This window comes from Ruegeria sp. C9, assembly GCF_056537585.1.
Genome location: NZ_JBQFRU010000005.1, coordinates 271,266 through 293,707, shown reverse-complemented (window position 1 = coordinate 293,707; position 22,442 = coordinate 271,266). Strand labels below are relative to the sequence as shown.

General features: G+C 53.4%; 19 protein-coding genes, 1 tRNA gene and 1 pseudogene. 9 read left to right on the top strand and 12 right to left on the bottom strand.

Features of this window, described 5'->3' with window-relative positions; translation table 11 throughout:
• Positions 1-325: 325 nt before the first annotated feature.
• From ACR0NE_RS14955 to ACR0NE_RS14945, 3 genes are all read right to left on the bottom strand, one after another.
• Positions 326-1,690, bottom strand: a complete 1,365-nt coding sequence (locus tag ACR0NE_RS14955; protein ID WP_170597204.1) for an alpha/beta fold hydrolase — start codon at positions 1,688-1,690, stop codon at positions 326-328.
• A 479-nt stretch (positions 1,691-2,169) separates the two neighbouring features.
• On the bottom strand, positions 2,170-2,709 hold the full coding sequence (locus ACR0NE_RS14950; protein WP_170392859.1) for a luciferase domain-containing protein: 540 nt from the start codon (positions 2,707-2,709) through the stop codon (positions 2,170-2,172).
• Between the two features lie 65 nt (positions 2,710-2,774).
• A complete protein-coding gene (locus tag ACR0NE_RS14945) occupies positions 2,775-3,365 on the bottom strand; it encodes a YceI family protein (RefSeq protein WP_170597205.1) in 591 nt (196 codons plus the stop codon).
• Positions 3,366-3,489: 124 nt separating this feature from the next.
• Between ACR0NE_RS14945 and ACR0NE_RS14940 the strand changes: the two genes are divergently transcribed.
• Positions 3,490-4,071 carry a TetR/AcrR family transcriptional regulator gene (locus ACR0NE_RS14940; RefSeq protein WP_170408611.1) on the top strand — a complete coding sequence of 194 codons (582 nt, stop codon included), beginning with the start codon at positions 3,490-3,492 and terminating at the stop codon, positions 4,069-4,071.
• Between the two features lie 195 nt (positions 4,072-4,266).
• Here the strand turns inward: ACR0NE_RS14940 and ACR0NE_RS14935 are convergent, their stop codons facing one another.
• The gene (locus ACR0NE_RS14935; protein ID WP_480600839.1) at positions 4,267-4,848 is read right to left on the bottom strand and encodes a TetR/AcrR family transcriptional regulator; all 582 of its coding nucleotides are present in this window, start codon (positions 4,846-4,848) and stop codon (positions 4,267-4,269) included.
• A gap of 86 nt (positions 4,849-4,934) precedes the next feature.
• Here ACR0NE_RS14935 and ACR0NE_RS14930 point away from each other — a divergent pair, with 86 nt between their 5' ends.
• On the top strand, positions 4,935-5,408 hold the full coding sequence (locus ACR0NE_RS14930; RefSeq protein ID WP_480459832.1) for a cupin domain-containing protein: 474 nt from the start codon (positions 4,935-4,937) through the stop codon (positions 5,406-5,408).
• Positions 5,409-5,669: 261 nt separating this feature from the next.
• Here the strand turns inward: ACR0NE_RS14930 and ACR0NE_RS14925 are convergent, their stop codons facing one another.
• On the bottom strand, positions 5,670-6,311 hold the full coding sequence (locus tag ACR0NE_RS14925) for a TetR/AcrR family transcriptional regulator (protein WP_170597208.1): 642 nt from the start codon (positions 6,309-6,311) through the stop codon (positions 5,670-5,672).
• Positions 6,312-6,482: 171 nt separating this feature from the next.
• On the opposite strand from ACR0NE_RS14925, the gene ACR0NE_RS14920 reads away from it, so the two are divergent.
• Together ACR0NE_RS14920 and ACR0NE_RS14915 are read left to right on the top strand one after the other, a co-directional pair.
• Positions 6,483-7,559, top strand: a complete 1,077-nt coding sequence (locus tag ACR0NE_RS14920) for an efflux RND transporter periplasmic adaptor subunit (RefSeq protein ID WP_170597209.1) — start codon at positions 6,483-6,485, stop codon at positions 7,557-7,559.
• A gap of 12 nt (positions 7,560-7,571) precedes the next feature.
• Positions 7,572-10,715, top strand: coding sequence for an efflux RND transporter permease subunit (locus ACR0NE_RS14915; RefSeq protein ID WP_170597210.1), 3,144 nt, complete (start codon positions 7,572-7,574; stop codon positions 10,713-10,715).
• Positions 10,716-10,993: 278 nt separating this feature from the next.
• On the opposite strand, the gene ACR0NE_RS14910 is transcribed toward ACR0NE_RS14915, so the two are convergent.
• The 3 genes from ACR0NE_RS14910 to ACR0NE_RS14900 form a co-directional block, all read right to left on the bottom strand.
• Positions 10,994-11,893: a hypothetical protein gene (locus ACR0NE_RS14910; RefSeq protein ID WP_480459834.1), complete on the bottom strand. Its 900-nt coding sequence runs from the start codon at positions 11,891-11,893 to the stop codon at positions 10,994-10,996.
• A gap of 169 nt (positions 11,894-12,062) precedes the next feature.
• Positions 12,063-13,676: a mechanosensitive ion channel domain-containing protein gene (locus ACR0NE_RS14905; protein WP_170597211.1), complete on the bottom strand. Its 1,614-nt coding sequence runs from the start codon at positions 13,674-13,676 to the stop codon at positions 12,063-12,065.
• On the bottom strand, positions 13,673-14,995 hold the full coding sequence (locus tag ACR0NE_RS14900; RefSeq protein WP_170567857.1) for a mechanosensitive ion channel family protein: 1,323 nt from the start codon (positions 14,993-14,995) through the stop codon (positions 13,673-13,675). The genes ACR0NE_RS14905 and ACR0NE_RS14900 overlap by 4 nt, the downstream gene beginning before the upstream one ends.
• A gap of 960 nt (positions 14,996-15,955) precedes the next feature.
• Between ACR0NE_RS14900 and ACR0NE_RS14895 the strand changes: the two genes are divergently transcribed.
• Together ACR0NE_RS14895 and ACR0NE_RS14890 are read left to right on the top strand one after the other, a co-directional pair.
• Positions 15,956-16,108 carry a hypothetical protein gene (locus tag ACR0NE_RS14895; protein WP_170597212.1) on the top strand — a complete coding sequence of 51 codons (153 nt, stop codon included), beginning with the start codon at positions 15,956-15,958 and terminating at the stop codon, positions 16,106-16,108.
• Positions 16,109-16,252: 144 nt separating this feature from the next.
• Entirely contained in the window at positions 16,253-16,483 is a 231-nt protein-coding gene (locus ACR0NE_RS14890) for a hypothetical protein (protein WP_170597213.1), read from the top strand.
• 430 nt (positions 16,484-16,913) lie between these two features.
• Here the strand turns inward: ACR0NE_RS14890 and ACR0NE_RS14885 are convergent.
• The 3 genes and pseudogenes from ACR0NE_RS14885 to ACR0NE_RS14875 all read right to left on the bottom strand — a co-directional run bounded on the left by ACR0NE_RS14885 (position 16,914) and on the right by ACR0NE_RS14875 (position 18,657).
• Positions 16,914-17,546: pseudogene (locus ACR0NE_RS14885) on the bottom strand (tyrosine-type recombinase/integrase).
• Between the two features lie 574 nt (positions 17,547-18,120).
• Positions 18,121-18,196 (bottom strand) — tRNA-Ala (locus ACR0NE_RS14880).
• 137 nt (positions 18,197-18,333) lie between these two features.
• Positions 18,334-18,657, bottom strand: a complete 324-nt coding sequence (locus ACR0NE_RS14875; protein WP_170395552.1) for a TIGR02300 family protein — start codon at positions 18,655-18,657, stop codon at positions 18,334-18,336.
• A gap of 100 nt (positions 18,658-18,757) precedes the next feature.
• Here ACR0NE_RS14875 and ACR0NE_RS14870 point away from each other — a divergent pair, with 100 nt between their 5' ends.
• The 3 genes from ACR0NE_RS14870 (at position 18,758) to ACR0NE_RS14860 (ending at position 21,370) form a co-directional block, all read left to right on the top strand.
• Positions 18,758-19,450, top strand: a complete 693-nt coding sequence (locus ACR0NE_RS14870; RefSeq protein WP_480459836.1) for a M48 family metallopeptidase — start codon at positions 18,758-18,760, stop codon at positions 19,448-19,450.
• Between the two features lie 30 nt (positions 19,451-19,480).
• Entirely contained in the window at positions 19,481-20,128 is a 648-nt protein-coding gene (locus tag ACR0NE_RS14865) for a GntR family transcriptional regulator (RefSeq protein ID WP_170395556.1), read from the top strand.
• A 111-nt stretch (positions 20,129-20,239) separates the two neighbouring features.
• Positions 20,240-21,370, top strand: a complete 1,131-nt coding sequence (locus tag ACR0NE_RS14860) for a lytic murein transglycosylase (RefSeq protein WP_170597215.1) — start codon at positions 20,240-20,242, stop codon at positions 21,368-21,370.
• A gap of 4 nt (positions 21,371-21,374) precedes the next feature.
• Here ACR0NE_RS14860 and ACR0NE_RS14855 read toward each other — a convergent pair whose 3' ends face one another.
• Positions 21,375-22,337 (bottom strand): acetyl-CoA carboxylase carboxyltransferase subunit alpha, encoded by a 963-nt coding sequence (locus ACR0NE_RS14855; RefSeq protein WP_170597216.1) that lies wholly within the window; start codon positions 22,335-22,337, stop codon positions 21,375-21,377.
• Positions 22,338-22,442 lie beyond the last annotated feature (105 nt).

Sequence of the window (22,442 nt, the reverse complement as noted above, 5' to 3'; positions counted from 1 at the left end):
GCGGCGAATGTCTCCTCTGACGGTCCGCACAATCGCATCAGATGGCCGGGCCAAATGGCAGCTTTGTCCGCAGAGCGGTTATTCGGGGTGAGTCGATCAGTGTCTGCTGTGCGGACAAAGTTGCCATAGGCTCAATGGTTGTTGAGGACCGGTCTCAGCCCAAACCGGACATTCGTAACAAGACTTTGCAGTTTCCGAGATCAGGACAAAGCGGTCGATGACGAGAAGCTTAGAGTTTTCAAATTCCAGTATCGAAAATCAAAGGGCGCACGGCATCTTCTTACCTTCGAACAATAAAGTTTTGGCGATGAACAACGTACACTGATCAAATTGAGTTCAAAAAACGCTCTATTTCCACTAGGGCTTTAGGCCAGGCAGGATCATACTCTGGCATCGTATTGTTTGCTGTCTCAAGGCCAACAAAGCGCGCATTCTGGATGCCGGAGGCGAATATCCTACCTTGTTCAACACTGTGCATCCTGTCTCGACTAGCGTGCATGACAAGAGCCGGACAGGTGATCCGCGGAAGTAGATCGGTTACGTCGACCCCTGCGACCAGTGGTCCAATCTTGAGCCAATCCTGATGGTCCATTGCCACTTTCATAAACTCTGCATAAGTGCGCTGGTCATGCGGACTTGCGGTTGGAGCAAAAGACTGGGCCATCAAGTCTCTTGCAGAAGGGTATTCATCGTTCCAGCCTTCAAGACTCATATCCATCATTGCTTGCCCAAGAGCGGCAATTCCAGGCTGTGAACGCACCGCGAGTCCTTGTGCAAATCCACCGAGTAGAACCAACCCCGAAACACGGTCAGGATTATGTGCGGCAAAAGCCGCCGCAATGGTTGCACCAAAAGATATACCAAACAATGGAACTTTTTTGATCCCGGCTGCGTCCAGCACGGCCTCAACATCTTCGACGATTCGATTCAAAGACACATCCTGCACGCCGCGCTGGGACAAGCCATTGTTTCTACCATCAAACCGATAAAGGCAGTGATTTTCAGAAAGCAGCGGCAACCACCCGGCGATGGTGTTCATCGTCCAATCGTATTCCAGATGCCTGAGCCAGTTTGGTGTGACCAGTAACTTTCTACCGCTTCCAGTGGATGTCCAGGCAAGCGTTGTACCGTCTTTTGATTTTGCAAAGCGGACGTCTTGAGAGTTAGCCAGCAGCTTGTTCTTTGCGTGTCTTTTGTCATCATCTAAATCAATAGAGTAGGCTTCCACTGGATTTGGAATTCCCTTCAACCGTATCGAGCTTTCTGGTCGCAAAGCAACCGCCAGCGAAGTTCCTGCAACTTCAGCAGCTGTCTTGCTGACGAGACAACTTCCAATATGCGCGCTGGACTGAAGGCGCGACGCAACATTCACGGCCTCTCCGAACAAGTCTGCGCCATTTGGCATTACGTCGCCAACGTGGAGACCTCCTCGAAGTGTTACGTCTTCATCTCTCATCTGATTGAAAATCTGGCTGGCAGCATTAATTGCGTCAGTGGCTGCAACAAACTCAACCAAAGCACCATCTCCCATCAGCTTGAATATTCGTCCATTGTTTTCATGGACCAACGGTCTGATCACATCGTCCAAAATGCGTTGTAGAGTGTTCAGCGTGGTCTCAGCATCCTCTGACATGCGCTTGGTATATTCGACGACATCGAGGCTTAGGATCGCAGCAATTTTCCGCTTCATCAGTCGATGTGATCCTTTTAGCTAAACCAATTCCGCTGAACCAAAATTAACAGACGAATAGATTTTTGTGGCTAAAACTTGTGCCTGGGTATTTTGCTAAGCCTGCAAGTTCCAAAACTTGCGTTGAAACACACAGCCGAGCAAAATGTCTTTTTGGCTGGCGAAACCTAGAATTAAGGTGAAGTAGTTAGCGCGTTTCGCGTTACTAACAAAGGTTCACTTTGCAATATCCATTCTGAAAGTGTAAGCCCGTTGCTCTCTTCATCTGTGACCGATGGCAGCCCGAAGCGGAACTTCGACTCTGAGCTTTGCAAAATCTAACAAGCGGACGGCAGCTACCATTAGTGTGAATGGCTTGAAGGTATCGAGCGCTTCGCCACGGCGACAATTTAAGAAAAAATGACTGTGAGAAACAAGGCGGCTGAAACTGCGCTCTGACAGGAAACAGGTGTCCCCGCACACTTTCGCACAATTCGAGCTTAGCCCAAGGTGTTGCCGGTGATGAAGGTGTACGAGCTTTCTACCAGATCGATGACGACATCCAACTCTTCTGGTGTGGTCGGTGTATATATCAAGACAAAGCCGCTCCACCCAGGACGTTGCTTGGCCCAAGGGTGAGCTACGGCCCAGCCAGCCTCAATTGCCCGCCGCGCCATTGCCGGATGCAGCGAAGCGTGCAAGCTGCCATCAGGATGCATATGCGCAAATTCAAACCCACCGACGATAGAGCTCGGTTGAGACAAAAACATGTCGGGATCAAGCTGAAAACCAATTGCGCCAGGTAGTGATATGCGTGTGGGGCCAAGTGTAACCCCTGGGAATTGAGCAACTCGCTCCAGCAATAGCTGGGCCAATTCGGCATCAATTTTGACACCAATCTGAGTATGCGGTACGCCGCTTGTCGTTTCAGGACGGTGCGAGGTGCGCTCCGGCAAGGAGCGCTCTTGCGCGGACGCCATCGAGCACATCAATGCCACTACCGTGATAGCAACCGCCAATGTTCTCAGGTGCACATTCATTTTGTTGTCAGCCCGTCAAAAGTAAAGATTGAGTGCTCAGCGCGGTTTCGGTGCCCCTGCACGCATCATTCAGCTTTTAACGCCTCGATATTGATCAAGAGATCTATTTCGTCGCTCACGGCTGGTGCAAAGGCCCCAAGTCCGAATTCAGACCGCACGATAGTCGCCGTTGCTGCCAGCCCCAAGGTCGGTCTGCCCTCCTTTTCGCCAAAAGGGTATGGCGCTGACTTGTTAAGCGTTGTTTCCAGAACAACAGGTTTGGTGATGCCATTCATGGTCAGGTCGCCAGAAATATTCGCGGAATTGTCCCCGGTGACTTCGATGCTGGTTGAGGCGAATGTGACCACGTCACCGTAAGTCGCGCCAAAAAAATCATCGGACATGAAGTGTTGCAAACGGGCATCCCAGCCCGTGATCATAGATTTTACAGGCATAGACACTGTGACAGATGATGCAGACGGATCATCTTCGTTGAACTTTATCTCACCGCTAAAACCTGAGAACATTCCAAATGTTTCTGAGAACCCGATGTGGTCGTAGCTGAACAATACCTGGCTGTGTCCAGGATCCAGCTCGTAGGTGCCACTCTCGGACAAAGCGGTTGTCGCGCCCATCGATAAGAGTACCGCCAGCGGGGTTGCTGCCACTTTGAACATTGATACGCTCCCATTTTGACAAGACGTGTTTGTGGAATTGAGTTTTGCGATTTAGGTATTGGCTGACCATACTTTTAGGGCAAAATGTTCTACAGCGCAACAAAATGTTCTATAGGAGGGGCGATTGAAGGAAGATCCCAGGCTGATCGCCACACGACAGGCCGCACTTGATGCGGCGCAAAGGATACTGATGGATGAGGGCGTGCTGCACGTAACTCATGGCGCGGTTTCAAAGGCAACGGGCATTTCGCGCAGCACACTTTACAGGCACTGGCCAGATGCGCGCGGTCTGCGTGATGCAGCATTCAGGCGCATCGCAACACCGCCTAACATACCACCCAAAACAGATGGCCCGCTGCGATCTGACCTGCGCTGGTTACTCGGAGTACTGATGGGAGCCTTGAATGACACACCATGGGGCCAAATTGCGCCTCAAGTTGTCGCTGCTGCGTCCACCGATGCAGAAGCGCGCTTGGTGATCACTGAATTCATGAAAGACAGGTTCGCAAGTGTTGAAGCCGTGCTTTCAGCCGCAATAGATCGGGGTGAGATCGCCGCCGACGTTCCGGTTGACCAATTCATAGAACTGGCAGTCGCTGCACCTTATTTCCGCAAGCTCATTCGTCACGAGGCGCTGAACGAAGAATGGTTGGACAAACATGTCGATCTGCTTTGCAGTATCGCGAAAACCAATTCAGGACAGTGACCATCGCCTGACTTTGCAATCACAGCGACCTTCAACTGGCGCGAAATTTCGACAGAACAGCAAGTTGTGATCAATAGCCTGTCCAGCCAGTTCCTCATAACTGCTGCTCCAAAAGGTCTCGGCAAACGTTCGCTATGATCGTTCGTTGAGGATTGCAAAGTCTGCTTTCTGCGCATTTCTGTAATTCGGCCATCCTCAGTTTTTTGGCAAATATCGATCCAACAGAGCGTCGACCAACCCATCCTGAAGTTGGTAACCAGTTGCTTCGTCCACACGCAAAATGTCTTCAAGAATGACAAGTTGTTCCATGCCGGTCGTCATGGACAATCGCTTCGCCAAGTCGTCAATTTCCTTCGGCTCCATCAATGGGTGAACTGGCGCAAGTGCTTCCGAAAAAGCCGCCACTCTTCTGGCGCCACGCATTTTGACAGTTCCATCCTCAAGAGATGCCTTGAGTGATTCAGCTAAAAACTGCCGGAAGTGCGCCTCATGAACCCGAGAAAAATCCAGATAGTAACGCGCAACGACATGTACACGGCTGCTAACGTCATCCAGCCCCTCGAGAAGTTCTGACGTTGGAGTGACTTCAAGATCGAGCGTAGCATCCAAAGCCAAGACACTTGGGTCAGAAAAGTAACGATAGACCGTCGCACGGCTGGTTTTGGCGCGTTCAGCGACTTTTGCCAGCGTGACTTCCTTGCCTTCCGACATCAGGTCACGTGCTGCCGAAAGAAGTGCTTCTCGCGTCCGGTTGATTTGATTTGTACGAGGCGCCAATCTCAATCCCTTTGTGATACACTTGTCTCATAAGTAGATCTGTGTATCATAAGCGCAGTGTTATTCAAGTAAAGGGAGTCGCAGCAATGACAGAACCTCGCCCGCGAATTTATCATCTTCTTGGGAACCTGCTGACCTTTCACGCCTTTCCCAGTGAGACCGGAGATCGTTGTACTATCATTGAGATAAAGACGGCGCCTGGTGCCGGTGCACCGCCTAATCATCACGCTGGCGAAGATGAGAGCTTTTATGTGCTCGATGGTGAATTCGAGTTCTTTTTGAATGGCGAGACAGTCAACGTCAAATGTGGTGACTTCGTTAAGGTTCCGGACGGCGCAGTGCACGCCTTTACATGCACCGGAGAGCGGCCTGGCCGGCTACTTTGCATTAACGCCCCCGGCGCGATGCATGACACTTTTTTTACCGAAGCCGGTGAAGCAATGCCTGACGGCACGACTGATATTCCGGCGCCAGATGGACCACCAGACATTCCGGCGATCATGGCTGTGGCAGGTCGAGTGGGAATGACGATCCTGGCGCCTGCGGACGTTCCCAGCTAACGAACGCGCGTGCATAACTCCGGGTTGCGAAACGGAGGCTTTGGAACAAAGCTTCTGCCGTACACCCTAACTTGTAATACTGGCTCAACCCGAAGCCGACATTCACGACGAGACCTTGCGATTCTGGATAGCCGACATTGGCGGCGCTTTCCAAAAAATGTCTTCTATGTGAACCAGAGCAATCGTTTAGGCGCAGGCGTGACAGCGGCTTAGATCGTCTGCTATGAGTGCTTGGTTGAATTCGTTTTAGTGTGAGAACGCTCAACTCAGCATTCTTTCCGAAACGTCCTCAAGAAGGGTATGAAGATCGAATTCTTCACCTTTCTCTGCAAGCCCTTTGTCATGCAAAATGAAGGACAGCCCGTGCACGAAACTCCACAACAAAAAACCACGGCGGCGAACTTCGTCTGTGATTCCCGGTTCACCGAGACATTTTGCTACTTCAGTCAAAAGAATCCCGAAACTTTGCTGGCCGCCTTCCTCCAGCCGGGGATCCGCGATGCGGTCTGTGAAGCCGCCAAATTTCAGTCTGAAGATCCCGGGCTCATTTAACGCAAAGGCAATATACTCCATCCCTATGGCAGTAATGCGCTCGGGAGATCCTTCAGGAACGCCTTCCAGCGCAGTAAGCATTTTGTCTCGGTGCCGATCCATCCCCTCAAGGACAGTGGCCACCAACATTTCTGTCTTGTCTTTGAAGTGCTTGTAAGGTGCCGCAGTTGATACGCCCGCGCGTCTACACGCCTCGGATACGGAAAAACTGTCCGGACCTTTTTCTTCTACCAACTGTCGGGTTGCTTCGATCAGTGCAGCGCGGAGATCACCGTGATGATAGGCTTTCTTGCTGACGGAAGGACCAGCCGTTTGTCTGCTAGTCGAATGATTTTTTTCGATGCTGCTCATGATCCAACATGTGCCAGATCACGTATCTCTTGTCAAAGTGAGAACTTCTAACATATGTTAGAGACGCTAACTTGATGAGGTCCCCAAATGCCGAATCCTGCTAATTCATCTACTGAAGCGACCAAACCGTGCCTATTTGCACGTGTGTTACGCGGCACTGTGCGTTTGGGAGTGACCGTCAGTTTTATAGCCGTTGCAGCGGCCGCCGTTCACTTTGGCGCATCCGAGCTCACCCGTAGAGCGGAGGCGGTGCCCGCACCTGATGCCGCCGCTGTGACCCCAGTATCCGTAACGCCGATAACGTCCGAGAGCGCTTACACAGTCGACCGTGTGTTCATCGGGCAGGTCGAACCTCAGCGTTCGGCAGATATCTCTTTCGAGCTGAACGGGACGCTCGATCAAATTCTGGTGAATGAGGGTGACAAGGTTGCCAAGGGTCAACTTCTTGCGACACTGGACATTGCACTGCTGGAGGTCGAACGCGACCGTCTGACAGCATCACGCGATGCCATTGCAGCCCAGCTTGCATTTGCAAGAAAGACGGTCGAGCGAAACGCGAAACTCATTGAACAAGGCTTTACCAGTCAAGCCCGTTTGGACGAAGCCGTTTCTCAGCAAGATGAATTGTTATCCAGAATTGGCGAGTTGGATGCGGCCTTGCGCGATGTTACCGTTCGGATTGAGAAATCCAGCATCGAGGCCCCATTTGCCGGTCAAATAACCGCGCGACACGTGGACGGCGGCGAAACTCTGCGCTCGGGCGAGCTGGTTCTGGGAATGGTCGAGGTCGTGTCGCCGCAGGTTCGGATCGGTGTTCCTCTCGATGTTGATCCGGCGCTTCTGACTGATGTTGAGATCGAAATATCAGCTAAAAGCTACCGGGCTGAGCTTGCAACCTTGCGGCCCGATATTGACCCGGTGACCCGAACCCGCACTGCGCTGTTCGATCTGAAAAACGCTCCCGACGTTGCTTTCGGACAAACCGCACGTGTGCATGTACTCGATCCTGTCCAAAGTGCGGGAACCTGGGTGCCCACAACATCGCTGAAGGAAGGAACGCGCGGGCAATGGACACTGCTGGTTGCCGACGCGCAAAAGACTGTGCGCCTGGCGACGGTCGAAGTGCTGCATGCCGAAGACGACCGCGTCTTTGTGCGTGGCGCGTTTCCGGAAGGCACCGTCCTGATCGATCAGGGTCCGCAGCGGGTGAGCGTTGGTCAGCGCGTCGCCTTCGACACTGGCGAGTAACGGAGCGATCTGATGGAAACCCTTACCTTTCGCCATCCCCGGCTGGTTGCCCTCATCATTTTGGTGCTTGTGTCTGCAGGGCTGTCTTCGTTCCTATCGCTTGGGCGACAGGAAGACCCCACGATCACCAACCTCTTCGCAACTGTAACCACGCAGTTTCCTGGCGCAGACCCCGAACGGGTTGAAGCACTGGTTACCGCAGAAATCGAAGAAGAACTGCGAAAGATCGCCGAGGTGGATGAGATCAGTTCTGTCTCCCGCTCGGGCGTGTCGGTCGTTTCTGTTGAATTGCTGGAAACACTAGACGAAGCCACCATTGAGCAGGTTTGGGCCGAGGCTCGGGACGCCGTGGAAGATGCAAGCCAGAACTTCCCGGCAGGAGTATTGCCACCGGAATTCGATGCCGAGGGTATTGCTGCCTATTCCGCTGTCATTGCAGTTACGGCCGAGGACCCCGACTTCCCGATAACTTTGCTGTCTCGTCATGCCGAAGCATTGGGTGACAGATTGCGCGCGATTCCTGCGACACGAGCCGTCGACTATTTCGGTCAGCCAGAGGAAGAGGTGCTCGTAAGTGTCGATATGGACAAGGCCGCTGCGCTTGGGCTTGGCGCTGCCGAGATTTCCCAGCGGATCGCCGAAGCAGATGGGAAGGTTCAGTCTGGGCGGCTGCAATCCGATGTCGACCTGACCATTGGCGTCAGCGGAGAAATTGAGAGTCTGGATCGCATTCGGAGCATCGTCCTGCGTGAAAACGCGGACGGTGCAGTGGTGCAGCTCGGCGATATTGCCAGCGTAGACCGGGGCGCACGCGAACCGCAGTCCTCAATCGCTTTTGCCAACGGGATGCCCTCCGTTTTGGTCGGAATTCTGGCGCAGGACGGCGTGCAGATCGACCGCTGGACAGGCTTTCTACGGGATGAGCTTGAGGCCGGCGCCGCAGCGGTACCTTTGGGCATGCAGGAAATACTGCTGTTTGATCAAAGCCAGTACACGACGGATCGTTTGTCAGAGGTTGGGGTCAACATGGCCATTGGCGTGGCTCTGGTTGTGGCAGTTTTGTTTGTTACGTTAGGTGTTCGGGCAGCCGCGATTGTGGCTTTGGTTTTGCCGGTTGTCTCATTGGCGACCCTGGCGACGATGAACATGATCGGTTTGCCCATTCACCAGATGTCCGTGACGGGTCTGATCGTTGCCCTCGGTCTGCTTGTTGACGCGGCCATCGTGATGACCGATGAAATTCGGCGTCGTCTGCAGGATGGGATGGAGCGACTTTCAGCCGTGCGAGATGCTGTTCGCCGGTTGGCCGCGCCTTTGCTGGCGTCGACCGTCACCACGGCGCTTGCCTTCACGCCGATGATCTTGCTGCCGGGACCCGCCGGCGACTTTGTCGGTGCCATCGCTATCTCCGTGGTGCTGATGCTTGTTTGGTCCCTGGTTGTGGCCTTGACTGTGACTCCAGCGATTGCGGGCTGGCTACTGTCCGATCGCCCAGACGCAGGAATGCTGAGCCGCGGTATCAGCATCCCGCCACTTTCCCGTATGTTCGAGGCCTCAATTCGATTGTCAGTCACCAATCCGGTGCGATCTATCGCGTTGGCATTGATCTTGCCGGTGCTTGGCTTTGCGGCCTTTCCAACGCTGACCGCGCAATTCTTCCCGGGCGTCGACCGCAACCAATTCTATATCGAAGTCGACATGCCGGGTGGAACGTCAATTGCCACCACCGAAGCAACCGCCCGCCAAATCGATGAAATGCTGCTGGCTGACGACGGCGTCAAAAGTGTCTACTGGACCGTCGGAGAGTCCGGCCCGGCATTCTACTACAACATCGTTGGAAACCGCTCACAAGAGCCTGGGTTTGCACAAGCTATGATCACGACCGGCACGGCCGAAGACGCCGCCCGCCTTGTTGGAACGTTGCAGAGTCGTCTGGATACCGACTTTCCTGACGCGCAGATCATCGTTCGCAGTCTTGTTCAGGGCCCTCCGGTCGCCGCACCGGTTGAAGTCAAAATTCAGGGGCAGGACATCACGGTTTTGCGTGATCTGGGCGACGAGGTGCGTTCAGTCATGGCCAATCTCGATCTGGTAACCCAGGCGCGCGCCAGCGTGAACGGCGGCAACCCTCAAATCCGGTTCGAGATTGATGAGGTCAAGGCGCGTCTGCTGGGACTGGATGTGGCGGATATAGCTGGTCAGCTGGACACGGCGCTTGTTGGCATTACCGGTGGATCACTGATCGAAGGGACCGAACAGTTGCCGGTGCGTGTTCGACTGGGTGACGAGGTGCGATCAGACCTAAGCGCCATTGTCAGTATGCCCATCCTGCTGCCCAATGCTGCCGCCGTATCCGCCACAAGTGTTTTCCCTGCTGTGCCGTTGTCGGAACTAGCCAGGCCGGTGATCGAACCAGCGGAAAGCGTCATAACCCGAACGGATGGCGTGCGCGAAAACACTATCCAAGCGTTTATCGTCCCCGGTGTTTTACCCGAAGAGGCGTTGCAAGACGTACTAGAAGCGCTTAATGCGTCCGGGTTTGAGTTACCGCAAGGCTATTCGATGTCCTTAGGTGGCGACAGTGATGCCCGATCCAACACCGTGGGCAATCTGCTTGCCTCTGTTGGATTGATTGTCACACTCTCCATTGCGACCATCGTTCTCACCTTTAACTCGTTCCGGCTGACGCTCGTGACCTTGGTCGTGTGCGTGTTGTCTGCAGGCCTTTCAATGCTGTCGCTGGCCGTTATGCAATTCCCGTTCGGAATAACGGCGATTATCGGTGTCATCGGCTCGATCGGGGTTTCGATCAACGCGGCGATAATAATTTTAACCGGGTTGCAACAAGACGTTGACGCAAGCCAAGGCGACCGGGTGGCGATGGCGCGTGTTGTGACTGGTTCAAGTCGGCATATCATCTCGACAACGGTCACAACCTTTGGTGGTTTCCTACCCCTGATCATAGCTGGAGGAGCATTTTGGCCGCCATTCGCCGTTGCAATCGCTGGGGGCGTACTGTTGTCGACTGTCGTATCGTTTTATTTCACTCCGCCAATGTTCGCCTTGGTGCATCGTGGAAAGCTTGACCAACCGCTTGAGGAAAACAACCAGCATTCCCAGCCTCAAGAAGCTATTGTTGCGCTTGTGGCAGAGTGAGGATCGAGACTACTTCTCCTTGCAAATTGGTATGTTTCAAAGCCGTCGTTGTTCGAAGCGGGGTTCACTTTCTGCTATGGGTCGCACGCCGGACTTTGCAAAGTCTGGTTTCTGCGCATTGCTGTAATTGGGGCATCGCGCAGCATCGGTCAAAGTGGGCTCGGTGCAGACCTTCGCTGCGTTCCAGCTAACAGACCTCTTTGCGGACAAAGCGGACGTTCGAACTCAGACGCAATAATAACTCCGCGCACATTTGGCAAACAGGCTCAATGCTGTGATCAGAACCTGACCCTAAACGCCAGCCCAACCAATGGCGCTGTTTCATAGGTCTGACGACTAATTTCCGCTCCATTCGCATCATCTAGCGTCAGGCGGCCGTCAAATTCTGCGCCTGCAAATACGCTCAATGAAACTCCAGGATTTGGGTTGTATCCAACGGAAAGTACGACGGGGACACTCTTGTCTTCGCCCACCCCGTCCTGCGCGAGACCTTCCCCATCCAACCTGAATCGAATTCTCTCCGATCGTGCGGTTAAGGAAAGATCTATGGTCTCAGTCAACGTGTAGCTCAGGGTCAACCCGGGGCCTTGTGTCGCTCCAATCCCTGAGCCAGTGTTCAAGTTCCAGCGATCATTTAGGTCCCAATCGATCAGCAGGGCCGGAAAAAAATCTGTACCACCATCGTCAAATTGAGAGAACGCGCCAAAGGCCGGTCCTATCGTCAGGCGCTCGTTAAGTTGCCAAGCAATACCCGCGAAAACACCGTAGGTCCTACCATCAGATGCGGAAGCTCCAATTTGATAATCCCACCTGATCTGTGGTGACACAAAAACTGTTGCTGTATCGCTCGCACGAAATCGCATGGGAACAGCAACGCGCAAGTCACGGATGTTCTCCCATGGCTGATTGTTCGATTGACTAAAGCTATAATCCAGCTTGCCAAAGCTGGTTGAAAGCCCAATGGAGTTTCCTCCTTCCAGATTGTAAAGTGCGGTAGCGCGTAGAAATGCTCGGCTTGCAGAAAATTCGCCACCGTCACTCAAATCCGCGTCCCCTTGAAACGCAGCAAGCCCATCAACCTGATACGCCCAACCTAGCCGAGGCTGCGCGGCTGAAGGTAATGCTGCAAATCCTAGAGAAATAGCTCCAAAGCAGCACGTTAGAAAAAGGTTTTTCATATGGCATTTCCCACGTGACGCTGATTCCTTTTGGGTTGCCATTCCTGAACGAGCGTTTCAAGCCCCTAATGGTCCGCTCTGTGGAATACGTAGACATGGCTACTCAATGACATATTCATACCATACGAAGCTTAAGCACTGACACTGATAACCTATAGCTGAATGCAGTTTATTCAGCGTGATGAGCAAGCTTGCCGTCCCATTCTTCTGTCGAAACTTTGGGTTCCGGCGGGTCCGCAATGTACGACGGTGTCATTATCTGTGTTCCGTTTTCATTAAACACATCGACAATGTTTTCGCGCAAATCGGACAAAATCTTAGGCAAGCTCGATCCGCGCGAAGTGTATGCGTTGATCTCATAATTGATTGCGTAGTCAGCCAGCTGCGTCCAAAGCACAAAAGGTTCAGGGTTCTTTCTTAACCCTTGAGTACGATGAGCTGCCTCTATCAGCATCGCTTTGATTTTCTTTGGTGGCTCCTCGTATCCGATCCCTACTGTCGTGTGAACCAACAGCCCTCGACCATCCACTTTGCGCGAATAGTTTACGACTTCGGAGTTGAGCAGCTGTGCATTTGGAATGCTAATCATCTCGTTCTTTATCGACTTAATGAGTGTTTCCATCAGTTTGATCTCGGTTACATCCCCAATCTTGTCGCCAACCTGAATTCGATCACCGACATTGGTACTGCGTCTATAGATGACAAACAGACCGGCCATCATATTCGAGACGACCGTGTTCGACCCTAACGATACCATGATGCCGGCAAGGATAGTCAGGCCTTGGAAGGCTCGAGAGTCAGATCCGGGAATATAAGGGTAGGCAAACACCAGCGCGATAACAATCAGCAAAGCCCTGCACAGCATTTTTGTTGGCGCAATCCAATGATCTTCAAAATCTTTCAGTTGGAAAGCACCGCTCTCGACGTTGTCGAAAAAAAGATCGAGGCCTCGAATTCCCAACCGTGTCACAGCTGCGATGATTGCGAGCATGATCAAGTTGGGGATATATTCAACAATTGCCAAAACGACGGTTACGAGCGGCTCGCTGACATACTTCAAGAGGATCTGGGCTATGCCCTGGGTTTCGGCAAAGGAGAGCAGCACCAATGAAAGGTAGTAGTAGAAAAAGAACAGAAACAGGACCCACATCAATATGTGTATTGAATAGACGATAATCGACGCGATTGCCCTGCTTCTCAAGAGCGATTTCGTGGCTTCCTCAACACCTTCAGCTCTCTTTTCCAAGATGTTTCTAAAGTAGTCTAATAATATTCGCCGTTTCGCAAAAAACGCATAAGAAGTGAGGGCAAAGACTGCTGTCCAAGCAAAGGCAGCCATCGCACTATCTACTCTGCCCTCATTGGACCGAGCATCTCGGTATTGAAGGACTGCAGCCTCAATCGCTTCGGACTGAAGCCCAGCTAGAACTTCAATAGCCATTTGTTCGTGCTCGGCATCAGCTTGGGTGGTTATCGTAACCATCTGCCCGTCAACGCGTATCATTTTCCCAAATTCGGCGTCCGAAATCTCAAGCTGAACTGAAGCTTTCGCAGATGCATCGGCGACTTGAGCGATCCGCTCCTCAATTTTTCTCGCTCGTTCGGTTGCGGGCAGCGCACTTGAACCGCGAACCACGAACAATTCTTCGCCATCCACAATCACCGGCGCAATAAACTCGGGATCCTCTCTCTCTTCAGCCGGTGCGAGGATTTCTTCAGACTGAGCAAGCGCAACAGTGCAGGAAAATAGAAGAGGCAGTAACCATAGCGTAAGAGCCCTCATGATTTTGCTCCTTCTGCGGGAATAATATGCACATCGCGTTGCGGGAACGGTATAGATATGCCTTCTTTATCAAACCGCTCTTTTGCTTGACCGGTCAGGTCCCAATAAACGGTCCAATAGTCATCAGACTTGGACCATGGACGGCAGAAGATGTTGACGGAGTTGTCTCCCAACTCACCCACGAAAATTTCTGGTTCTGGTGCCTTCAGACAAAGCTGGTGATGCGCAACCAAGTCTTTGAGCACTTCAATTGCTTGGGCAGCGTTGTCCGAATAGGCGATGCCAAAGACCAGATCGACCCGACGTTCTTCGGATGCACTTACATTGGTAATGACATCCCCCCAAATCTTGCTGTTGGGAACTATAATAATCTGGTTGTCGAATGTTCTGATCTTGGTTGAAACCACCGACATCTCATCCACAAACCCAGATGAACCGCCCACTTGGATATAGTCGCCAGTGTCGAATGGCTTGAGGACCATGATCATCAGACCGCTTGCGAGGTTTCCCAGCGTTTCCTGCAATGCGAAACCTAGGATGAACGACAAACCACCGAGCACGGCAAAAAGCGGTGTGACGTTAACTCCGAACAAAGCTAAAACGACGAGTATACCAAGGACGAAAACGGCCCAGTATACGGCGGTGGCAATGAAGCGTTTCAGCATTCTGGAGATAGTTGGAATTTTGTTCAGACCCCGTTCAGTGACCCGGCGCACCATCCGAGCAATGAACATCATGGCCCAAACTGCCAACAAAACACCCAGACCGGCCATCAGCAGGCCTACGCCCCCATCCCACGAGAACAACCAGGCCCAAGCGTTCTGAAAAAGCGTTTGAAGGTCGGTAGTTTTTAGGGCTCCCGTTTTCAACGCGAGAATATAGTCAGAATGCGGTTCTAGATCTTCCGCCTTCGCGCCTTTCAGGGCCCATGCTTCGAGTACCAGACGATAGTTGTTGAGAGTTTCTGATCCAGAGTCGTTCAAAGAGGACAACTGAGAGCGCAAGTTGTCTTCCCGAGCTCCGCTCGCCGACCGAAGTTGCAAGTTTACTTGCGCGACTTCTTCGAGCCGAGAGCGCACATAACTCTGCCAAGTACCAGCGACTTGGGAAAGCTCTTCCGCGGTTAGGGGAACAAGTAGGATCTCGAGATCATCAGCCGCAATCATCTCATCAACGACTGCATTTTTTAGATCGTCATTCTCGACTTCCACAGCCTCTTGGTCGGCCTCAGTCTCTTGCGCGCCTGCAGGAAAAGCACTCGCTAATGCCGTGAACCAAATGAATGACCAAATCTTCAACGTTCTCAGTGCTCGTCTCATCTGTCTGTCCCTTACTTCTTTAACGGTCGAAGAGAGCACACACAGATGCAACAAATCCAGACTTATGTTTATGTTTGAATATTTCCTTGTGACGAACCCCACGGATTTTTGGGTCGCCGTAGATATAGAGAACCTCTCAAATTCGCGGAACCATAGATCTGCGAATGAAACAGAAATTTCCCAAAGGGGTCATAGACTTGCCGTGCACGTAGAATTGGGAGCCTTTTCCATTAGGCCCATTAAACCGAGAATAACGGCCTACTGGCGACACCACTCACTTGCGTCTCCAGGAGGCAACCAGACAAGTCTGGCGAATGCGCGAGCAACAGAGGTATTACAAATTCGCCACGCATTCGAATACTTGAATCTAAAATACAACAAATCAAGTAATTTTACGCGCGCCAAAAAGTTTGCTCTCGCGTGCATGAGAAATTCTTGTTTATTCCAGCTTACACGTCCGCTTCAGAAAACGTGGCGGCGCTGTGCAGATGGCGGGTGACGAACTTTGACTGTAGCGAACAGAATTTGCGCTCATGCCAACTTGGTTGACTAACAGCGGCCAACCACACATTCGACTTAGTCTGGCCAGTCCCATGGTCAGACTAAATCCCCGCGTTGCCCATCATCCCAGATAGAGGTGACGCGGGGAACTTTGATCCATCTTTCAATCAGTACCGTAACACCAACACCCCAAAACTACCGCCCGCGTTGTTAACCTGGTTTCCCTCCGAACGATGCGGGTTTTTTTGGGGGGGATGGGGATATAATGAGTTTCCATTTTGCAGAGCGACCGACTGGACCTTCTACTTCTGGTTTGGTCGATGGCGCAAGTGTTGGCCTCATTACCACCTGCTTTTCAAACCATTCGAAAGGACGCAGCCATTCATTTTAGTTTGAAGATTCGCGTTTTCGGTTTTCCCTCACATCTTCATTCTGCAATATTATAATGGGATTGTTCCTATGAAAACGACAACTAAGATCCTTGTTGCCGCTGCCGTTCTTGCATGCGGAGCAACCGTAGGACATGCTAAGGACAAAAATATTCTGCCAAAAGACAACGCAGAGTTCGTAAACTATGGCGAGGAATCCGGCTGGAATATGTTTGTGGATTAGAGCCGAAATACTTGCCTGATCGAACGGGTGGATGAAAATACCAACGTTGTTCAAATGGGTCTGACCCCAGACAAAGATTTTGGCTACATGGGTGTTTTTACAAAGGCAGACATCGAATTTGAGGATGATAAAGTCTAGCTGCTCATGGACAACAAATTATACTATGGCGATACATCAGCGGCGCCACCAAATTTGGCGGACGGGTACAAAGGCGGTTATCTCATTGCCAACAATCCCGACTTCGTCACAGACGTGATGGAGCGCGAAACCATGATTGTAATGCCACAGTCTATTTTTGCCTTCGAAATAAGCCTTGCTGGCACCAAGAAGGCAATTGAAGCGGCGCGTGAGTGCAGTGCTTCTCTGACCAACTGATCGGTGTCGATACTTCAAGGCCGTCCACTTTGTGGGCGGCTTCGTTTGTGACTGCGCGAACCCTGTGTATCGAGGAAGCCTATAATCGATTTCAGGCTTCAATTTCGATCAACTCTGTTTTGTAACTTAGATAGTTTGTCCCTTTGTTCCAAAATAACTTCTTAGAGGCGCAAAAATACGTCCGCTTCGGGCTCGAAGGGGACGTTCGCCTCACTTTACATGAGTGACTGCTTACTTCCCTAAGCACTAACATGGGAGTGAGCGATGACGCCCCAGTTACTGACCTGAGCCCGATGTCCTTGCGGGAGATTCAACTCAATCGACGACGATGGTGACGCTCGTCTCGGCTCGAAAGTCCGGTGGAAAGTCATCACTTATGCGACAATTGCCAATCACGAAATGCGGACGACTCTTGCCGCCCGCTCAATCTTCAAACGTCGATATTTTCTGCGATACTCAGCGCGTCTTCCAATTCAACGCCAAGATATCGAACTGTGCTGTCAACCTTGGTGTGGCCAAGCAAAAGCTGCACCGCGCGTAGATTGCCTGTTTTCCGGTAGATCAGTGCCGCTTTTGTGCGTCTCAGCGAATGCGTGCCGTAACCGCTTGGCTCCAGTCCAATCGCCGACACCCAATCACGGACCAGACGCGCGTACTGACGTGTCGAAATATGCGGCCTTTCGTGGAAGCGGCTTGGGAAAAGGAAAGTGCGTCCAAGCATCTCCGGGCGACATGCCCAGGTCAAGATGGACTGGCGGGTGTTTTCTGAAACCTCGAATTGGACCGGCCGCTTTGTTTTGCTCTGGACAACTGTCACGCGTTCGCGGACACGATCACCAGTAACAAGATCGGCTACGTTCAAGCGAACGAGATCGCAGCCTCGCAGCTTGCTATCGATCGCAAGATTGAAGAGTGTCAAGTCCCTGAGATTGTCTGAGAGTTCAAGCCGAACGCGGATGGCCCAGACGTGCCTCGCGAGAAGCGGGCGTTTTTAGCCTATAAGGCGACCTTTGTTCCACGGCGGGCGTTTCGGTGTGATGGCAGGAAGTTGAAAAATGGACATCAATTGTCCTCCATCCTTCCCTCCCACTCCAGGCACCGACACCGTGTCGACCAACTGAAACTATTAAGGAGCCAAATGGCAGGTTCATCAACATATCTGATGACGTTGAATGTCTGCGCCAAGCTAGTCAGGTTCCCCTAAAGGTGTTGCGCACTGGTGAATGAAGTCAGACATCCTCTCTTTAATCTGAAGCAAACTCTCAAACCCACTGGTCACAAAAATCACAATGCAAAGAGTTCTTAGTGAGATTGCAGGGGTTGGCGTTGACAACGCAGTGCGGGCCATCTCAAGCCTAAACAACAGCTGCACTGCCGCCGCTATCGAGGTGTGCGACAAATGTGACCTATGCGAGTAATGTAGTGCACCATTTAATAGTTTTCTCGAACCGGTTTCCTCGTGCGAGCCATTTTTCAATTGCTCACAATGGTCACATTGGTCACGCTTTCGCAAAGCGCGTAGTACTTGGTGAGGAAAATGGGTCAAGTTTCCTTGGGGGGGTGAGAAAGACTGGCACGTCAAAGGCCCTATTTTCAAAGCCGTGTGACTGCGAGTGAATTCGAATTGAGGAGAAAAATGGTGGAGCCTAGGGGAGTCGAACCCCTGACCTCTTGCATGCCATGCAAGCGCTCTCCCAACTGAGCTAAGGCCCCATAAAAGTACCGTCGTAACGGTGGACGGACGTTTATGAGACGCCGTCGATGAGTGCAAGTCCTAAAATCGGAATCGGCAAAAAATTCAGACCGACTTCGCGGACCGGGTCGAGGCGGCGGGGCCGCCTCGGGATCCATCAGTTTTCGTCTTCTGACGACATGTCCTTTATATCGTCTAGTGAAACGTTGTCGCTGTCGTCATCGTCGTCTAGCAGATCGTCGTCCAATTCGACATCGACATTATCGTCATCATCCAAAACGATGTCTTCGTCCGACGACGCTTCGCGCGCCTTGACCGATGCGGCATCTTCAGCATCCGCGGCGATCATCCGGCTTTTTCCGGTATCCAGCTCCACGACCTCGCCCGTATAGGGGCTGACGATCGGGTCCTTGTTCAGGTCGTAAAAACGTTTGCCGGTTGTCGGGCAGACACGCTTTACGCCCCATTCTTCCTTGGGCATATCAAATCCCCTTGATATCAGGTGAATCTCATCAATGATTCAGGTCACCTGCCACATGCGGCAGGCACTGTCAAAGCCTTTGCGCAAAGGAGGCCCACCCATGGGGCGACACGCATTGCCCGGAACGCCTCCGGTGCCGCTGATACTGCGCAGATCGGCGCGCGCACGGCGGATCAGTTTGCGAATTTCCCAATTGGATGGGCGGGTTACGCTGACCTACCCGACAGGAGTGGCCGAAGCCGAAGCGCTGGATTTCGCACAGCAGAAAGAGGGCTGGATCCGCGGGCACCTGCAGGATCGACCTAGCCTTGAAGCAGTTGGCGTAGGGCAGTTCATTCCGATCGAGGGTACGGCGCGGCGAATCGTTCCTGCATCGGGGCGGAGGGTCTTGCTGAGTGGCGATGCGATCGGGGTTCCGCCCGGTGCCGAAGCACGGCGACTAGCGCGGTTTCTAAAAGAGCTTGCCCGCGATCGTCTGACCGGTGCGTGCGATGATTACGCGGCGATGCTGGGGCGGTCGTACAGTAGCCTTACTTTGCGAGATACGCGTTCGCGCTGGGGGTCGTGCAGTTCTGCGGGCGGGTTGATGTTCTCCTGGCGGTTGATCCTCGCCCCGACAGAGGTTCTCCATTATGTGGCCGCGCATGAAGTGGCGCATCTTGCCGAAATGAACCACTCACCTGCGTTCTGGGCGCAGGTCGAGCGTATTTTTGGCCCTTACAAAGAACCACGCCGCTGGCTGCGAGACAACGGGGCTGAACTGCACAGATATCGCTTCGACTCCGTCGCTTGACCTCAGCGCGATTTGTGATCACATAAACTCATGTTAACCTCACGCCCCGCCGAGTCTCATACGGCAACCCATGATCGCGTTTATCGCGCCCTCAGATCCCGCATCATGCATGGAGAGATTGCCCCGGGGCAGGCGTTGACGCTGCGCGGGATTGGCAAGGAATTCGGTGTGTCGATGACTCCCGCGCGCGAGGCGGTGCGACGTCTGGCGGCAGAAGGTGCTTTGTTCCTGTCCACCTCCGGTCGGGTATCAACGCCGGAACTCACGCGCGATCGGATCGAAGAGCTGGCGGCGCTGCGCGCGCTGCTTGAGGTTGAACTGGCCAGCCGGGCCCTGCCGCGCGCGCATATGGCGCTGATTGACCGGTTGCAAAGCATCAACATGGCAGTAGCCGAGATGGTCACGAAACGCGATGCAGTGGGATATATCCGTGCAAATCTGGAATTTCACCGCACGCTGTATCTACGCGCACAGGCCCCCGCGATGCTTGCCATGGCCGAAACCGTCTGGCTGCAGCTGGGTCCCACGATGCGTGCCCTATACGGTCGGTTGCGGAGGACCGAGCCACCGCACTACCATCGTCTGATCATCGCAGCGCTCAAGGCCGGGGATGAGCCTGGGTTGCGACTAGCAGTGCGTTCGGATGTGACCCAGGGCTTGCGGCTGCTTGTGACCTGAGCGGCTTGTTGCCCATCTCTCAACTCAGTTGATTTAGGATGTCGCTTTGCTGGCTTGAGCGACCGGGCTGCGCTATTCTGAACGCAAATCACAACAAGAGCAGATTTAACCATGATTAATCGAAGAGTGTTTTCCTTAGGGCTTGGTTCAACCCTGTTGGCGGCCTGTTCCACAGGCACCGCACCCAACAGTGCTCCGGCTTCGCGGATGCGTGCGGTTCCGAACGCAGAATGGGATGCCTGGGTGGCCAGTTTCAAAAATCGGGCAGCGTCGCAGGGCATTTCACAGACGACCCTTAACCGAGCGTTTCAAGGCGCAGGATATCTACCCGACGTGATCGAACGCGATCGCAATCAGGTCGAATTCAAACGCTCGCTTGAGGATTATCTGGCGATCGCTGCCTCGGATGAACGGATCAACACTGGCAAGCAAATGCTTGTGCGGCATGCAGGAACCCTGTCGCAGATCGAAGCCCAATACGGTGTCGACAAAGAGGTCGTCGTGGCTGTTTGGGGCCTGGAAAGCCGCTATGGCGCACGGCGGGGCGATGTACCGGTGATCTCGGCAACGTCGACTCTGGCCTATGACGGGCGGCGCGGAGCGTTTTTTGAGAAGCAACTGGTGGCAGCGCTGAAGATCATTCAAGAGGGCGATACGACCCCGGCTAACATGACCGGCAGCTGGGCCGGAGCGATGGGCCACACACAGTTCATTCCGACGTCCTACCTTGCTTATGCAGTCGATTTCACCGGCGACGGGCGGCGCGATATCTGGTCCGATGACCCAGCAGATTCACTTGCGTCAACGGCTGCTTATCTGGCACGTGCCGGTTGGGTGCGAGGGCAGCCTTGGGGCGGTGAGGTCGGCACGGTTTCGGGCACGCCGGCGGCAGTGCTGCAACCGCAGACGCCTGGCCCACGTATTGCTGTGTTCCGCAATTTTCAGGTGATCAAGCGCTACAACAATTCGGACAGCTACGCGATCGGCGTAGGTCATCTTTCTGATCGCATTGCTGGCGGCGCGCCGTTCCAAGCGTCATTCGGGCCGGATGCGACCGGTTTGACGCTGGAGGATCGTAAAGAACTGCAGCGCCGCCTGACATCCGCGGGCTATGACACACAAGGCGCAGATGGTGTTATCGGCAAGAATACTGAGGCGGCAATTAGCGCCTACCAGCGCGCCAACGGGTTGTCCGTGACTGGCCAGCCTTCGGTGGCTCTGTTGCAGCGGTTGGGTGGCTGACGGGTTAAGCCGCCAGCCCTTTCGAACCGATATCCAGGAACTTCTGACGGCGGTCCTTGATCAGGGCTGCCGCGTCTTTCCCATCAAGCTCTTCCAGCATCGAGGCAATTGCAGACCGCACGGCTTCGACCGCCGCCGGGCGGTTGCGATGTGCACCGCCCTTGGGCTCGGTGATGATGTGGTCACAAACGCCCAGCTTGTGCAGATCCTGAGCGGTAAGGCGCAACGCTTCGGCGGCCTCGCGCATTTTTTCGGCATCTTTCCAAAGAATCGACGCGCAGCCTTCGGGCGAAATCACCGAGTAGACCGAATACTCCAACATCGCTACGCGGTTCGCAGTCGCAAAGGCGACCGCGCCACCAGAACCACCTTCGCCGATGATTACGGACACCAAAGGAACGCCAATCTTTAGGCACATCTCGGTTGAGCGCGCGATCGCCTCGGACTGGCCACGTTCTTCCGCCCCCTTGCCGGGATAGGCCCCAGCTGTATCGATCAAGGTGATTACCGGCAGGCCAAAGCGGCCTGCCATTTCCATCAGGCGCACAGCCTTGCGATAGCCCTCGGGGCGGGCCATGCCGAAATTGCGTTCAATCCGCGATTTGGTATCGCTGCCTTTTTCGTGGCCAATCACCATGACGGGTTGATCGTTGAACCGCGCCAGACCGCCAATTACCGCCAGATCGTCGGCAAAGTTCCGGTCACCTGCCAGTGGGGTGAATTCGGTAAACAGCGCATCCACGTAATCGTTGCAGTGTGGACGTTCAGGATGACGCGCCACCTGACATTTCCGCCATGGGGTCAGATCGGCATACAGCTCGTCCAGAAGCTTGGCGGCCTTGGCATCCAGCGCGGCGGCCTCTTCCGTCACATCCATTTCTTCATTGGCACGGGCCAGCGCGCGCAGCTCTTCAGCTTTGCCTTCGATCTCGGCCAGCGGTTTTTCGAAATCCAGATACTGGGTCATGACGCCTCTCAACGCGGAAGTTCCCTGCTATATGACCAAAGGTGGTCCGGGATGCAACTCAGCAAGATTTGTGGTCGCGGAATATGCGACCACGGACGGGCAAAG

What these genes read in the sequence shown, in the direction of transcription:
- ACR0NE_RS14955 (WP_170597204.1), bottom strand. Translation starts at nt 1,690, where the DNA reads ATGAAGCGGAAAATTGCTGCGATCCTAAGCCTCGATGTCGTCGAATAT.
- ACR0NE_RS14950 (WP_170392859.1), bottom strand. Translation starts at nt 2,709, where the DNA reads ATGAATGTGCACCTGAGAACATTGGCGGTTGCTATCACGGTAGTGGCA.
- ACR0NE_RS14945 (WP_170597205.1), bottom strand. Translation starts at nt 3,365, where the DNA reads ATGTTCAAAGTGGCAGCAACCCCGCTGGCGGTACTCTTATCGATGGGC.
- ACR0NE_RS14930 (WP_480459832.1), top strand. Translation starts at nt 4,935, where the DNA reads ATGACAGAACCTCGCCCGCGAATTTATCATCTTCTTGGGAACCTGCTG.
- ACR0NE_RS14925 (WP_170597208.1), bottom strand. Translation starts at nt 6,311, where the DNA reads ATGAGCAGCATCGAAAAAAATCATTCGACTAGCAGACAAACGGCTGGT.
- ACR0NE_RS14915 (WP_170597210.1), top strand. Translation starts at nt 7,572, where the DNA reads ATGGAAACCCTTACCTTTCGCCATCCCCGGCTGGTTGCCCTCATCATT.
- ACR0NE_RS14910 (WP_480459834.1), bottom strand. Translation starts at nt 11,893, where the DNA reads ATGAAAAACCTTTTTCTAACGTGCTGCTTTGGAGCTATTTCTCTAGGA.
- ACR0NE_RS14905 (WP_170597211.1), bottom strand. Translation starts at nt 13,676, where the DNA reads ATGAGGGCTCTTACGCTATGGTTACTGCCTCTTCTATTTTCCTGCACT.
- ACR0NE_RS14900 (WP_170567857.1), bottom strand. Translation starts at nt 14,995, where the DNA reads ATGAGACGAGCACTGAGAACGTTGAAGATTTGGTCATTCATTTGGTTC.
- ACR0NE_RS14895 (WP_170597212.1), top strand. Translation starts at nt 15,956, where the DNA reads ATGAAAACGACAACTAAGATCCTTGTTGCCGCTGCCGTTCTTGCATGC.
- ACR0NE_RS14890 (WP_170597213.1), top strand. Translation starts at nt 16,253, where the DNA reads ATGGACAACAAATTATACTATGGCGATACATCAGCGGCGCCACCAAAT.
- ACR0NE_RS14875 (WP_170395552.1), bottom strand. Translation starts at nt 18,657, where the DNA reads ATGCCCAAGGAAGAATGGGGCGTAAAGCGTGTCTGCCCGACAACCGGC.
- ACR0NE_RS14870 (WP_480459836.1), top strand. Translation starts at nt 18,758, where the DNA reads ATGGGGCGACACGCATTGCCCGGAACGCCTCCGGTGCCGCTGATACTG.
- ACR0NE_RS14865 (WP_170395556.1), top strand. Translation starts at nt 19,481, where the DNA reads ATGTTAACCTCACGCCCCGCCGAGTCTCATACGGCAACCCATGATCGC.
- ACR0NE_RS14860 (WP_170597215.1), top strand. Translation starts at nt 20,240, where the DNA reads ATGATTAATCGAAGAGTGTTTTCCTTAGGGCTTGGTTCAACCCTGTTG.
- ACR0NE_RS14855 (WP_170597216.1), bottom strand. Translation starts at nt 22,337, where the DNA reads ATGACCCAGTATCTGGATTTCGAAAAACCGCTGGCCGAGATCGAAGGC.